Annotated in this window: 12 protein-coding genes; 7 read left to right on the forward strand and 5 right to left on the reverse strand. The window is 69.1% G+C overall.

Features of this window, described 5'->3' with window-relative positions; genetic code table 11:
* The 3 genes from treS to glgB all read left to right on the forward strand — a co-directional run.
* On the forward strand, positions 1-1,260 hold a 1,260-nt coding region (gene treS, locus ACIBEI_RS17560), incomplete at its 5' end, for a maltose alpha-D-glucosyltransferase (RefSeq protein WP_398889629.1).
* 14 nt (positions 1,261-1,274) lie between these two features.
* A complete protein-coding gene (locus ACIBEI_RS17565; protein WP_398889631.1) occupies positions 1,275-2,687 on the forward strand; it encodes a maltokinase in 1,413 nt (470 codons plus the stop codon).
* Between the two features lie 85 nt (positions 2,688-2,772).
* The gene (gene glgB, locus ACIBEI_RS17570; RefSeq protein ID WP_398890256.1) at positions 2,773-4,935 is read left to right on the forward strand and encodes a 1,4-alpha-glucan branching enzyme; all 2,163 of its coding nucleotides are present in this window, start codon (positions 2,773-2,775) and stop codon (positions 4,933-4,935) included.
* Positions 4,936-5,162: 227 nt separating this feature from the next.
* Here the strand turns inward: glgB and ACIBEI_RS17575 are convergent, their stop codons facing one another.
* Together ACIBEI_RS17575 and ACIBEI_RS17580 are read right to left on the reverse strand one after the other, a co-directional pair.
* Positions 5,163-6,548 carry an MFS transporter gene (locus tag ACIBEI_RS17575; protein ID WP_398889633.1) on the reverse strand — a complete coding sequence of 462 codons (1,386 nt, stop codon included), beginning with the start codon at positions 6,546-6,548 and terminating at the stop codon, positions 5,163-5,165.
* Between the two features lie 116 nt (positions 6,549-6,664).
* A complete protein-coding gene (locus ACIBEI_RS17580; protein WP_398889635.1) occupies positions 6,665-7,324 on the reverse strand; it encodes a TetR/AcrR family transcriptional regulator in 660 nt (219 codons plus the stop codon).
* Between the two features lie 92 nt (positions 7,325-7,416).
* Here ACIBEI_RS17580 and ACIBEI_RS17585 point away from each other — a divergent pair, with 92 nt between their 5' ends.
* Entirely contained in the window at positions 7,417-8,472 is a 1,056-nt protein-coding gene (locus ACIBEI_RS17585) for a DMT family transporter (RefSeq protein ID WP_398889637.1), read from the forward strand.
* On the opposite strand, the gene ACIBEI_RS17590 is transcribed toward ACIBEI_RS17585, so the two are convergent.
* A complete protein-coding gene (locus ACIBEI_RS17590) occupies positions 8,372-8,983 on the reverse strand; it encodes a LysE/ArgO family amino acid transporter (RefSeq protein WP_398889639.1) in 612 nt (203 codons plus the stop codon). The genes ACIBEI_RS17585 and ACIBEI_RS17590 overlap by 101 nt on opposite strands.
* Positions 8,984-9,051: 68 nt before the next feature.
* Between ACIBEI_RS17590 and ACIBEI_RS17595 the strand changes: the two genes are divergently transcribed.
* The gene (locus ACIBEI_RS17595; RefSeq protein ID WP_398889641.1) at positions 9,052-9,972 is read left to right on the forward strand and encodes a LysR family transcriptional regulator ArgP; all 921 of its coding nucleotides are present in this window, start codon (positions 9,052-9,054) and stop codon (positions 9,970-9,972) included.
* A 48-nt stretch (positions 9,973-10,020) separates the two neighbouring features.
* Here ACIBEI_RS17595 and ACIBEI_RS17600 read toward each other — a convergent pair whose 3' ends face one another.
* Positions 10,021-10,554: a hypothetical protein gene (locus ACIBEI_RS17600; protein ID WP_398889643.1), complete on the reverse strand. Its 534-nt coding sequence runs from the start codon at positions 10,552-10,554 to the stop codon at positions 10,021-10,023.
* Positions 10,555-10,763: 209 nt separating this feature from the next.
* On the opposite strand from ACIBEI_RS17600, the gene ACIBEI_RS17605 reads away from it, so the two are divergent.
* Both ACIBEI_RS17605 and ACIBEI_RS17610 read left to right on the forward strand, forming a co-directional pair.
* Positions 10,764-10,952, forward strand: coding sequence for a hypothetical protein (locus ACIBEI_RS17605; RefSeq protein ID WP_398889645.1), 189 nt, complete (start codon positions 10,764-10,766; stop codon positions 10,950-10,952).
* Between the two features lie 393 nt (positions 10,953-11,345).
* The gene (locus ACIBEI_RS17610; protein ID WP_398889647.1) at positions 11,346-11,906 is read left to right on the forward strand and encodes a hypothetical protein; all 561 of its coding nucleotides are present in this window, start codon (positions 11,346-11,348) and stop codon (positions 11,904-11,906) included.
* 123 nt (positions 11,907-12,029) lie between these two features.
* On the opposite strand, the gene ACIBEI_RS17615 is transcribed toward ACIBEI_RS17610, so the two are convergent.
* Entirely contained in the window at positions 12,030-12,782 is a 753-nt protein-coding gene (locus ACIBEI_RS17615) for an IclR family transcriptional regulator (RefSeq protein WP_398889649.1), read from the reverse strand.
* Positions 12,783-12,829: the final 47 nt, after the last annotated feature.

A 12,829-nucleotide genomic window follows, 5' to 3' on the forward strand; every position in this document is an offset into this window, starting at 1 on the left:
ATCATCTTCGTCGACACCGAAGCCTCCAACTGGACCTTCGACCCCGTCCGCAAGCAGTACTACTGGCACCGCTTCTTCTCCCACCAACCCGACCTCAACTTCGAAAACCCCGCCGTCCAGGAAGAGATCGTCTCCGCGCTGCGGTTCTGGCTCGACCTGGGCATCGACGGCTTCCGCCTCGACGCCGTCCCCTACCTCTTCGCCGAAGAGGGCACCGACTGCGAAAACCTGCCCGCCACGCACGAGGTACTCAAGCGGGTGCGGGCCGAGATCGACGCCCACTACCCCGACACCGTCCTGCTCGCCGAGGCCAACCAGTGGCCCGAAGACGTCGTCGACTACTTCGGCGACTACAGCGCCGGCGGCGACGAATGCCACATGGCGTTCCACTTCCCCGTCATGCCCCGCATCTTCATGGCCGTGCGCCGCGAATCCCGCTACCCGGTCTCGGAAATCCTCGCGAAAACCCCGGCGATCCCCTCCGGCTGCCAGTGGGGCATCTTCCTGCGCAACCACGACGAGCTGACCCTGGAAATGGTCACCGACGAAGAACGCGACTACATGTACGCGGAATACGCCAAAGACCCGCGCATGCGCGCCAACATCGGCATCCGACGGCGGCTGGCCACCCTCCTGGACAACGACCGCAACCAGATCGAACTCTTCACCGCCCTGCTGCTGTCCCTGCCCGGCAGCCCGATCCTGTACTACGGCGACGAGATCGGCATGGGCGACAACATCTGGCTCGGCGACCGCGACGCCGTCCGCACCCCCATGCAGTGGACCCCGGACCGCAACGCCGGTTTCTCCTCCTGCGACCCGGGACGGCTGTACCTGCCGACGATCATGGATCCGGTCTACGGCTACCAGGTCACCAACGTCGAAGCCTCGATGTCGTCCCCGTCGTCGCTGCTGCACTGGACCCGGCGCATGATCGAGATCCGCAAGCAGAACCCCGCCTTCGGCCTGGGCTCCTACACCGAACTGCCCTCCTCCAACCCCGCCGTCATCGCCTTCCTCCGCGAACACGGCGACGACCTCGTCCTGTGCGTCCACAACTTCTCCCGCTTCGCCCAGCCCACCGAACTCGACCTGCAAGCCTTCAACGGACGCCACCCCGTCGAACTCATCGGCGGCGTCCGCTTCCCCGCCATCGGCGAACTCCCCTACCTCCTCACCCTCGCCGGACACGGCTTCTACTGGTTCCGACTCCGCGCGGTAGCTCCCCACACCAAACAGCGATTGATGGTGTGCGCCTGAAAGGACGGGTCGCCATGCGCAAGGTCGTATCACCCCGCCCCAGCAGTCACAGTCCGGCTCTTCTGCTGACGTCTCTCGCGGGACTGCTGCGGACGTGGTTGCCGGAGCAGCGTTGGTTCGCGGGCAAGGGCCGGCGGGTCACGGAGCTGGCGCTGCTGTCGGCGACCGAGCTGCATCCGGGATGCCTGCATCTCCTGGTCAGTACGCGGCACGACACCGCCGCCCATCTGCCCGGGGACTGCTACCAGTTGCTTCTCGGTGTCCGGGAGGTCCTGCCGCCGCGGCTGGCCCACACCCGTATCGGCCGGGCGAGCGAGGGACCGCTGGCCGGAATGATGGTGTACGACGCCCTTCAGGAGCCCCGGTCGGCGGACCTGCTCCTGGAGCGGCTGCGCACTCCGGGGACGGTGGGCCCGCTGCGGTTCGAGCGCGAGGCGCATGTGGCGATCCCCGCCGGTCTCACTCCGCGTCTCCTCGACGCGGAGCAGTCCAACTCCTCGCTGGTGTACGGGAATTCGTACATCCTGAAGATCTTCCGGCGCGTCCAGCCCGGCATCAACCCGGATCTCGAGGTGCCCTGGGCGCTGGCCCGGCAGGGCTGCACGCGCGTACCCGCACCGGTGGCATGGTTCCGGACCTCGCAGCCGCAGGCGGCGACGCTCGGCGTCCTGCAGCCCTTCCTGCGCGATGCCGCCGACGGGTGGACCCTGGCCCTTGAATCACTGTCCGCGGGAAGGGACTTCACCGACGAGGCGTTCGAACTGGGGCGGGCGACGGCCGAGGTGCACCTGGCGCTGGCCGGCGCGTTCGCCCTCGGCGCCCCGGTCGGACGCCGGAGCAGACGGCTCGCCGCCTCGATGAACGAGCGGCTGGACGCCACGAGCCGGTCGGTGCCGGACCTCCTGCCGTACGTGGACGGACTGCGGGGTGCCTTCGACGCGCTGGCCGCCCTCGACTCGGGCCGTCCGGTGCAGCGGATCCACGGCGATCTCCATCTCGGTCAGGTGTTGCGGGCCGGGAAACGGTGGTTCGTCATCGACTTCGAGGGCGAACCGGCCCGCCCGATCGCCGAGCGACGGCACCCCCAGCCTCCCGTACGCGATGTCGCGGGCATGCTCCGCTCCTTCGACTACGCCGCCCGCAGCCGTCGCCCGTGGCGTCCGGAGTGGGCACGGCGCTGCCGGGACGCGTACTGCGCGGGGTATGCCGCCCAGGCACGCTGGGACCCGCGCGCCGAGCCGGAGTTGCTGCGCGCGTACGAGACGGACCGGGCCGTGTACGAGGTGCTGTACGAGGCCCGGCACCGGCCCGACTGGCTGCCCGTACCGATGGCGGCGATCGCCCGCCTCGCGGAGTTCGCCCCCGCATCCTCCGGCCCTGGTTCGCAGAAGCCGGTCCCGTCCTTCCACAGCGCTCAAGGAGGCTGAACCCGTGGCCCGCAACATCACCGCAGCCGTGACTCTTCCGGTGACCGAGGACGTCCGGCCCGCAGTGCGGCCGCCGGCGTTCCCCATGGACCTGACGGACCGGGAGCGTCTGCTGTCGGGCGCCCACCACGATCCTCATGCGCTGCTGGGGGCCCATCCCGTGCAGGACGGGGTCGTCTTCCGCGCGTTGCGGCCGTTCGCGACGGCCGTGGCCGTGTCGTTGGCGGACGGGCGGCGCATCGAGCTGGACAGCGAGGGTGACGGGCTCTTCTCGGGTGTGCTGTCGCTCGATTCGCTTCCCGAGTACACCTTGCTGGTCAGATACGAGGGCGGTGGCGAGCTGGCGGTGCAGGATCCCTACCGGTTCCTGCCCTCGCTCGGTGAGTTCGATCTGCATCTGTTCGGCGAAGGGCGGCACGAACAGCTGTGGAAGGCGCTCGGTGCCGAGCCGATGGCCCACCAGGGCGTGGCCGGCACCCGCTTCACCGTCTGGGCACCGAACGCGCGGGGCGTCCGGGTGGCCGGGGACTTCAGCCACTGGGACGGGACCGCGTTCCCGATGCGGTCCCTGGGCTCGTCCGGGGTGTGGGAATTGTTCCTGCCGGGCATCGGCGAGGGCGCGCGGTACAAGTTCGAGATCACCTCGCGGCACGGCCACCGGTTCCTCAAGGCCGACCCGATGGCACGCCGGGCCGAGGTGCCGCCCGCGACGGCGTCGATCGTGACGGCGTCCCACTACGAGTGGGGCGACCAGGACTGGCTGGCGCACCGCGGGGACATCGCCGTGCACGAGGCGCCGTTCTCCGTCTACGAGATCCATCTGCCGTCCTGGCGACCTGGACTGACGTATCGTCAACTGGCGGAGGAACTCCCGGCGTACGTCAAGGACCTGGGCTTCACCCATGTTCAGCTGATGCCGGTGGCGGAGCACCCCTTCGGCGGTTCATGGGGCTATCAGGTCACGGGTTTCTACGCGCCCACGGCTCGGCTCGGCACGCCGGACGACTTCAAGTACCTGGTCGACGCGCTGCACCGGGCCGGGATCGGCGTGATCATGGACTGGGTGCCCGCCCACTTCCCGAAGGACGACTGGGCGCTGGCCCGCTTCGACGGGGAGCCGCTGTACGAGCCGGGCGACTCGCGCCGCGCCGAGCATCCCGACTGGGGGACCTACGAGTTCGACTACGGGCGCACCGAGGTGCGGAACTTCCTGGTCGCCAACGCGGTGTACTGGTGCGAGGAGTTCCACATCGACGGCCTGCGGGTCGACGCGGTGGCGTCCATGCTCTACCTCGACTACTCCCGCGAGCCCGGGCAGTGGACGCCCAACATCCACGGCGGGCGCGAGGATCTCGCCGCGGTCGCGTTCCTCCAGGAGATGAACGCGACGGTGTACCGGCGGGTGCCGGGTGTCATGACCATCGCCGAGGAGTCGACCGCCTGGGAGGGGGTGACCCGCCCCACCGACAGTGGTGGTCTGGGGTTCGGTCTGAAGTGGAACATGGGCTGGATGCACGACTCGCTCGAGTACATCGCCCACGAGCCCGTCCATCGCAAGTACCACCACAACGAGATGACGTTCTCGATGGTGTACGCGTACAGCGAGAACTACGTCCTGCCGATCTCCCACGACGAAGTCGTCCACGGCAAGCAGTCGTTGGTGTCGAAGATGCCGGGCGACTGGTGGCAGCAGCGGGCCACACACCGGGCGTATCTCGGCTTCATGTGGGCGCACCCCGGCAAGCAACTCCTCTTCATGGGGCAGGAGTTCGCGCAGGGTGCGGAGTGGTCCGAGGCGCACGGGCCCGACTGGTGGCTCCTCGACCCGTCGTACACGGCCGCCGCCGATCACCAGGGTGTGCGGGACCTCGTCCGGGAGCTCAATCGTCAGTACGGGGTGACGCGGGCGCTCTGGGAGCGGGACTGCGATCCCTCCGGGTTCGCCTGGGTGGCGGGGGGTGCGGCGGAGGACAACGTCTTCGCGTTCCTGCGGTTCGACGCGGACGGCTCGCCGTTGCTCGCCGTGTCCAACTTCTCGCCGGTTGTCCGGCACGAGTACCGGCTCGGGGTTCCGGATGACGTGCCCGCCTGGGGGGAGGTCCTGAACACCGATGCCGTGTGCTTCGGGGGCAGCGGTGTGACGGGGCTCGGCCCCGTCAAGGCTGAGGCCCAGGGGGAGCAGGGGTGGCCGGCGAGTATCCGACTCACACTGCCTCCGCTGGCTACGGTGTGGCTGCGCCCGGCTTAGCTTTTTCTCGCCCCCGCCGCCCCTACCCATTCCCGTCCCCTGGGGCTCCGCCCCAGACCCCGTGGGGGTTTGTTGTCGGGTGCGGGCCGGTGGGGGCTTGTCGCGCAGTTCCCCGCGCCCCTAAAAACCCTAGGGGCGCGGGGAACTGCGCAATCTTTTGGGGGTTCGGGGGCGAAGCCCCTGAGTCAGGGACGGGAATGGGTAGGGGCGGCGGGGGCGAAAAAGGCCTACACACTCCCCCGATACCGCCGCAACGCCGGCATCATCGCCGCCAGAACCAGCATCATGACGACCACCAACAGCCCGCCACCGGCGACAGCCGTACGGGCACCCAGGGCGGAGCCGGCCGTCCCGTGGAGGACGTCGGCAAGGCGCGGACCCCCCGCGACGACGACCGTGAAGACACCCTGCATACGGCCCCGCAGCTCGTCGGTCACGGCCGACAGAAGGATCGCCCCGCGGAAGACCATGGAGACCATGTCGGCAACCCCGGCGGCGGCGAGGAACGCCACACCCACCCACAGATTGGAACTCAGGCCAAAACCCGTGATGGCCACACCCCAGGCGACCACCGCGGCAATGACCATGAGCCCGTGCCGCCGCGCACGCGAGAACGTCCCGGACATCAGCCCACCGAGCACCGCACCGATCGGAATCGCCGCGAACAGAAGCCCCAGCGCGAGCCCCTCGCCGTACGGGGCGTACGTCTGGGCGGCGAGCTGCGGGAACAGGGCACGCGGCATACCGAAGACCATGGCGATGATGTCGGCGAGGAAGGACAGCAGGAGCACCTGGTTGAGGGAGATGTAGCGGAAGCCCTCCGCGATCCCCCGCAACCCTGCCCGCCCGGCGGCCGCCGTGGTGGCGCCCAGGGGCGGCAGGGCGGGAAGCCGGTAGACCGCCCATACCGTGGCGCACAGGGCCAGGGCGTCGATCAGGTACAGCTCGGCGAGGCCCACGACGGGGATGAGGGCTCCGGCCAGCAACGGTCCGGCGACGAGGCCGGTCTGCATGACGGTCGAGCCGAGGGCGTTCGCCGCGGCCAGTTCGTCCTTGGGGACCAGTCGGGCGATGGACGCCTGGCGGGCCGGGGAGTTGAGGCCGAAGAACGCCTGTTGGACGGCGAGCAGCACCATCAGGACGCCGACCGACTCGAGTCCGGTGACGGCCTGTATCCAGAAGAGCAGGGAGGTGACGGCTATCCCGATGTTCGTGACGAGGAGGAGCTTGCGCCGGTCCACGCTGTCGGCGATCGCACCGCCCCACAGCGCGAAGACGACGAGGGGCAGGAGCCCCGCGAAGCTCGCGTAGCCGACCCAGGCCGAGGATCCGGTGATGTCGTAGATCTGCTTGGGTACGGCGACGGCGGTGAGCTGGCTGCCCACGGCCGTGACGATGGTCGAGGACCAGAGGCGGCGGTAGGCGGGTCGGCGCAGCGGCCGGGTGTCCATGGCCCAGAGGCGCCAGCCGCCGCGCCTCTCCGGTTCCGCCGGGTCGGCCGGCTCCCGCGCCCCGGTCTCCGATTCCGCGCTGTTTTCCGGACCACTCTTGCTCGTGTCCACGCCCGTCCTGGTTCCTCGACCTGATTGCTTCGACCTGATTGCTCGATACATCTTTCGATTCGAGGATCACTATCGCCGATGCGGGGCCACCTTCGCCCGGCGGACCGATCCGTGGACGGGACGACACCGGACGGCAGGCGGACAGCCAGGCGTGTCAGCCGGTCGCGTCAGTCCGTCGTACTCGCGTCCTCGACCGTCACCAGAAGCGCTGCCGCCTGCTCACGGGCGTGGTCGAGTGCGCCGGGAAAGATGCGGAGACCGTGGGCGACGAGGGCGCCCTCGTGGAGCAGCATCAGAGTGCGGCCCAGGGAGTCGGCCGAGGCGGGCGCGAGAGGGCGTACGAGGTCGGTGAACAGGGTGAGCATCCACTGCTTCTGGCCGGTGATGATCGCGTACGCCGGATGGGACGTGTCGTCGATCTCCGCGTGGGCGTTGACCATGCTGCAACCCCGCGGACTGGACGCGTCCATCCACGCGCGCGAGGCCTCGAAGACGGCGAGGACGCCGTCGTGCGGGGTCCGGGCCGCGTCGACTCGGGGTGCGAGGAAGGCCCGCCAGCGCTCGTCGCGATCGGCGAGGTACTCGACGACGATCTGCTCCTTCGAGCCGAACCGGTCGTAGAGCGTCTTCTTCGTGACGCCGGCCTCGGCCGCGATGAGGTCGACGCCGACGGCATGGATACCGCGGTCGTAGAACAGCCGCCCGGCCGCCTCCAGAGCCCGCCGGGCGCCGGGGGTCAGCGGCACTCGGCGCGGCCCGTTCGAGGTGGTCGACGTACTCGACGTACTCGACGGGCTCTGCGCGCTCTGCGTCTTCGAGGTGCTCATTTCTCCATAGTAGACCGATCTGTATACTCGATGCCAGGTATACAGATCGGTCTACTTCGGTCGGTCGTCCGGCCTTGGAGGTGTGCGGTGTCGTGAACATCCTGTTGTCGATCGCGTTCGTCGGAGCCTGGAGCTCCGGTTTCATCGGGGCCAAGCTCGGGTCGGGCAGCGCCCCGGCCGTCACGCTCCTCATGTGGCGCTTCCTGCCGCTGGCCCTCGTCCTGGGCGTCGTCGCGCTGACCGCGACGCGGGCTTCGTGGCGTGGGCTCACACCCCGCGTTCTCGTCCGGCAGGCCGCCGTGGGGGCGCTGTCGCAGAGCGGCTATCTCCTGACGGTCTACTACGCGATAGAGCTGGGCGTCTCCAGCGGCACTACGGCTCTGATCGACGGCACGCAGCCCCTGGTGGCCGGAGCACTGGCCGGGCCGCTGCTGGGCCTGCCGGTGTCGCGCAGGCAGTGGCTCGGACTGGGGCTGGGCGTGACCGGTGTCGCCGTCGTCACCGTGGCCGACGCGGGCGCCGGGACGGGCGTCGCGTGGTGGGCGTATCTCGTGCCGTTCCTCGGCATGCTCTCCCTGGTGGCGGCGACCTTCCTGGACCGCCGGTCCCGTACGGACGTCCGCCCGATGGTGTCGATGACGGTCCACGCCGTCACAAGTGCCGTCGTGTTCACGGCACTTGCCGCGGCCACGGGGGCGGTGACACCACCCGCGAGCGGCTCCTTCTGGACCGCGGTGGTGTGGCTCGTGGTGCTCTCCACCTTCGGCGGGTACGGGCTGTACTGGCTGATCCTCCGGCGGTCGGGGGTGACCAAGGTCAACACCCTGATGTTCCTGATGGCCCCCGTCACGGCCGTGTGGGGTGCGCTGATGTTCGGCGAACCCTTCGGGACGCAGACGGTGGTGGGACTGGCACTCGGCCTCCTGGCCGTCGCCGTCGTCCACCGAGGAGACCGCCACGACCACCACAGCCACCACAGCCACCACGACCGCCACGCCCGCGACCGCGACGGCCAGGACCGCCAACAGCCTCCGGCCCCGGGGTCGTTCACGCCCCGGCGATCAGCGTGGCACCGAGCGCGATCATCATCGCGGCGACCAGAGCGTCCAGTACGCGCCACGCCGACGGCCGGGCCAGGAAGCGGCTGAGCAGCCGGGCGCCGAAGCCCAGCGCGGCGAACCAGACCAGGCTGGCGAGGACTGCGCCGAGGCCGAAGGTCCAGCGCAGCGGGCCGCGGTCGGCCGCGATGGAGCCGAGCAGGAACACGGTGTCCAGGTAGACGTGCGGGTTGAGCCAGGTCATCGCCAGACAGGTGAGTACGGCCCGCCGTCGCGAGCCGGCCGTCCCCGTCTCCACGATCAGCGCCGAGGGCCGGAACACCCTGCGTACGGCGAGATAGCCGTAGGCGATGAGGAAGGCGCCGCCGATCAGCGCGACCGCGGTCAGCGCTTCCGGCCAGGCCACCACCACCGCGCCGACACCGCCGACGCCGAGCGCGATGAGTGCCGCGTCGGACAGGGCGCAGATGCCCACCACCGCGAGCACGGCGTCCCTGCGGATGCCCTGCCGCAGGACGAAGGCGTTCTGTGCGCCGATGGCGACGATGAGGGAGAGGCCGGTGCCGAACCCGGCGGCAGCGGCGGTCAGAGTGCTGGTCACAGGGACACGCTAGGAAGGCGGTCGTCAAGAGTACAGCTAAAGATTCTTACGTATCATTAGCACTCGTGATGACAGAGCTTCCCCTCGACCAGGTGCGTACCCTGCTGGCCGTCGTCGACGAGGGCACGTTCGACGCGGCGGCCACGGTGCTGCATGTGACGCCGTCGGCGGTGAGCCAGCGGGTCAAGGCGCTCGAACAGCGCACGGGGCGCGTCCTGTTGATGCGCACGAAGCCGGTCCGGCCGACCGAGTCCGGCGAGGTCGTCGTGCGGTTCGCGCGCCAACTGGCCCGGCTTGAGGACGAGGCCAGGACCGAGCTCGGCATGTCGGGCGCCGACGAGCCGACGCGGCTGTCGATCGCGGTGAACTCCGACTCGCTGGCGACCTGGTTCCTGCCCGCGCTCGCCCGCGTACCGGAGGAACTCGGCCTCTGCTACGAGTTGCGCCGCGAGGACCAGGACCACACGGCCGCGCTGCTGCGCGAGGGGCTGGTGATGGCGGCGGTGACCTCGTCGCCGGAGGCGGTCACGGGTTGTTCCGTGCGGAGTCTCGGGCGTATGCGGTACGTCCCGGTGGCCGGCCCCGATTTCGCCCCGCGGCGCCTCGGCGGGTGGCCGAACACGCCGTTGCGGGATGTGATCGGCGACGCGCCCGTGGTGGCCTTCGACCGACGTGACGATCTCCAGGACGCGTTCGTCCGGGGGCTCAAACGCGGTCGCGGCGCGGCGAGTTCACTGCGGCATCTCGTGCCGACCTCGGAGGGGTTCGTCGACGCCGTCGCGGCCGGAATGGGGTGGGGCATGGCTCCCGAGGTGCAGGCGGCGCCGCTGCTCGACGCGGGACGGCTCGTCAATCTCGCGCCGGACTCGAAGATCTACGTTCCCCTGTACTGGCAGCAGTGGAAGCTCGACTTCCCCGCGCTCGCCGCCGTGTCCGAGGCCGTCGCGGCGGCGGCCTCCGAGGCCCTGGACTCGGGGCGAGGCCGCTGATTCTCGACCGGAGCGGCTCTGACCAGAAGCGCTCTGCCTTTCCAGGCGTCAGGAAGCCGGACCCTGGCCCGCTTCCCTCTCCAGGAAGCTGATCACCTGGGCGGCGAGACCGTCCGCGGCGGATTCCGGGCGGGCACCGACGCCGATCGCCGGCTCGTGCAAGCCGATGCCGCCTGACCAGAGGTAGCGCTCGGTCCACTCGTCGTCGACCTTCAACTGGACCTGGATGTCCACGTGGGAGAGGCCGCTTTCAGGAGCCGCGGCGAACAGGACCGCGGTGGCCCGCCGCAGTGGATAGACGTCGAAGCCCTCGATGAACTGCGAGTTGCGCCAGTCCAGAAACGCGCTCTCGCCGTCGGTTCCGATACGGATGTCGAGCTGGCCGTCTTCGAGATGAATGCCGAAATGCTCGGTCGTCCGGTTTTCGACGGTCACCCGGAATCGGAAGTAGATCAGGCCCTCGGCCGCGTCGTCACGCCCGCGCGGCGGTTCCGCCTTCTCCAAGCCGTGGACGCGAATGCGCAGGCCGGCGTGCTCATCGTCGTACTCCTGCCAGTCCCCGACCACATTCGGCTCGTACACAGTTCACCTCTCGACCTCCGAGGGCTGCTGTCTATCTGTGCGCGCGACGAGGTGTCAAATGAGCGGAATGGTCGCTGGCCAGGGATTTCACCCGTCTTGATCGCTGATCAAGCCGTGCCCAGCCAGAACCGCACTCACAGGCGTCACGGCCGTCACCCCGGCGTGCTGCACATCACGTCCCCGAGCCACGCCTTGAGCCCAGGCCGCCGATGCCGCGGCGAGAGCTCGCCGAAGACGCCTCACAGCTTCGAACCGGCAGCGCGCCCCGCACCATGGCGACCTGGCGCAACCTCGCCATCGGCGCCCTACACATCGTCGGCACCCACAACATCGCCGCCGCACTCCGCACCAATTCCCGCCACCCGAAACGCCCGCTCGCACTATTCGGCCTCACGTGATCACGAACCGGACATCACGCGACCATGCCGAAAGCCCTGCCCCGCCAGCAAGCCCGGCAAGCCCTCCGTCAAATGACACCGACGAGACGAGAGGGGGGAATTACGCGAACTTTCCAGCGAGCGCCTGCGAGCGGTCAGGAAATCCCCGCGTGCGCGGGAAACCCTGCGCGGGAAACAACGCGCCAACAACACCCTCACCGGACCGACACGGGAGCATCCCCGCGCGCGTGGGGATGCTCCCGCCCGCCAGCGCCGTCGCCCGGGAAGCACTCCTCTGACAGGCGCTGCGCCGCTTACTTTCTTCAAAGCAGAAAAAACTTTCCTGCCGAGTGGAATGGTCGCACTCTTGGCGGACAGCAGCCCCGCCCGACGCCTCAGTGGAGGAACAAAACCATGGTCGACCCTGCACTCGCCGCCGCCACCGTACGCGCTGACTGGCGTCCCCACCAGGGCGTCAACGCCCTGGGCACCTGGCGCCAATGGCTCACCCGCCACCCCGTGGGAGGCGCCCTGCTCGCGGGCGCCGTCGCCACGCACATGGCAACAATGTTCGGCATCTGGTTCCACGGAATCGGACTACCCGACCTCAACTGGCCTGCTGTCAACGGAGCAGTGATCTTTCCCCAGGCGGACAGCGTCGCTCAATACTGGGCTGGATTCGTCGTACACAGCTTCGACGGCCTCGTCTTTGCATTGCTGTATGCGCTACTCGTTCATCCCAGACTGCCTTTCCGCAACAGCAACGTCGGCAACGTCGTGAAGGGCATGCTTTACGGGACCATTCTCGCCGTCGTCAGCATTGGCTTCATGGTGCCCTACGTGTACTTCCCGCACAGCGGGGCCGGGGTGTTCTCCACGGGCTTCGGGTCCAAAATGATCTTTGCCATATTCCTCTGGCACTGGGCCTACGGATTCTTCCTCGGCACGGTTTACGACCCCACTGAAGCCGACTGACGCACGACGCATACGAGTACGCCGCCCTCGATCACCTCGCGCAGTGCGTCGTCGCGATCGCGGGCAGACTCAAAGGCTGAGATGTGACGTCCTACGCCTGCGGCCTTTCCAGCCGCAGGCGGGCTATCCGCCCGTGCGTGCCTCGACCGTGCCGCGATTGATCGCGGCCGCCGTGTCGGACAGGGCGCTCACCCACTCCGGAATCTGATCGCGCTGAAAGCGCGCGCTCGGCAACGCGAGCGCGACCGCGGCGATAGGCGGATCCACCGGGCCTCCTACGGGCACCGCGATCGCGGTGAGACCGGTCTCCGTCCGCTCGGCGTTGATCGCGAAGCCGCGCTTGCGAGCCATGGTGAGTTCGCGGCGCAACCGGGTGAGGTCGACATCGGCCCGTCCTTCGTACAACGCGGTGACCTCGTCCTGCGGCAGGGCGGCGAGCAGTGTGGTGCCGCCCGAGGTGAGGTGCGACGGCAACGTCCGGCCCTCCCGGCTGCCCACCCGCAACGTCCGCACGCACTCTGCGGACGCGATGAACCGAGTCTCGGTCCCCGCCAGCACCATGAGGTTGACCGACTCCTGCACCCGGTCGACGAGCGCCTGCATGTGCGGCCGGGCGACTCGGCGCAGCAGTGCCACGGGCGCCTCGGTGGCGATCGCCGGACGTAGCACGTCGCCGGACTGGTAGCGCCGGTCGGGCCGCTGCTCGGCGAAGCCCCGGTAGACCAGCATGGCGAGCAGCCGGTGCGCCGTCGATGGGGAGACCCCCAGCCGTTCCGCGGCGTCGCTGACCCGCAGCGGACCCTCCTGCTGCAACACGATCGCGAGATGCAGGGCGTGGTCGACCGAGGTGATCGGGTAGGGCGGCTCATTCCTCATAGCAGAAAAATTTATCCTGCTGGAAAGAACTTTGTAAGACTTGCGGC

It is taken from the genome of Streptomyces sp. NPDC050988, assembly GCF_044456225.1.
Classification (GTDB): Bacteria; Actinomycetota; Actinomycetes; order Streptomycetales; family Streptomycetaceae; genus Streptomyces.

Bases quoted from the DNA above. Each gene is read 5' to 3' on its own strand.
- ACIBEI_RS17565 (WP_398889631.1), top strand. From the start codon at position 1,275: ATGCGCAAGGTCGTATCACCCCGCCCCAGCAGTCACAGTCCGGCTCTT.
- ACIBEI_RS17615 (WP_398889649.1), bottom strand. From the start codon at position 12,782: ATGAGGAATGAGCCGCCCTACCCGATCACCTCGGTCGACCACGCCCTG.
- ACIBEI_RS17580 (WP_398889635.1), bottom strand. From the start codon at position 7,324: ATGAGCACCTCGAAGACGCAGAGCGCGCAGAGCCCGTCGAGTACGTCG.
- glgB (WP_398890256.1), top strand. From the start codon at position 2,773: ATGGACCTGACGGACCGGGAGCGTCTGCTGTCGGGCGCCCACCACGAT.
- ACIBEI_RS17575 (WP_398889633.1), bottom strand. From the start codon at position 6,548: ATGTATCGAGCAATCAGGTCGAAGCAATCAGGTCGAGGAACCAGGACG.
- ACIBEI_RS17595 (WP_398889641.1), top strand. From the start codon at position 9,052: ATGACAGAGCTTCCCCTCGACCAGGTGCGTACCCTGCTGGCCGTCGTC.
- ACIBEI_RS17610 (WP_398889647.1), top strand. From the start codon at position 11,346: ATGGTCGACCCTGCACTCGCCGCCGCCACCGTACGCGCTGACTGGCGT.
- ACIBEI_RS17605 (WP_398889645.1), top strand. From the start codon at position 10,764: ATGCCGCGGCGAGAGCTCGCCGAAGACGCCTCACAGCTTCGAACCGGC.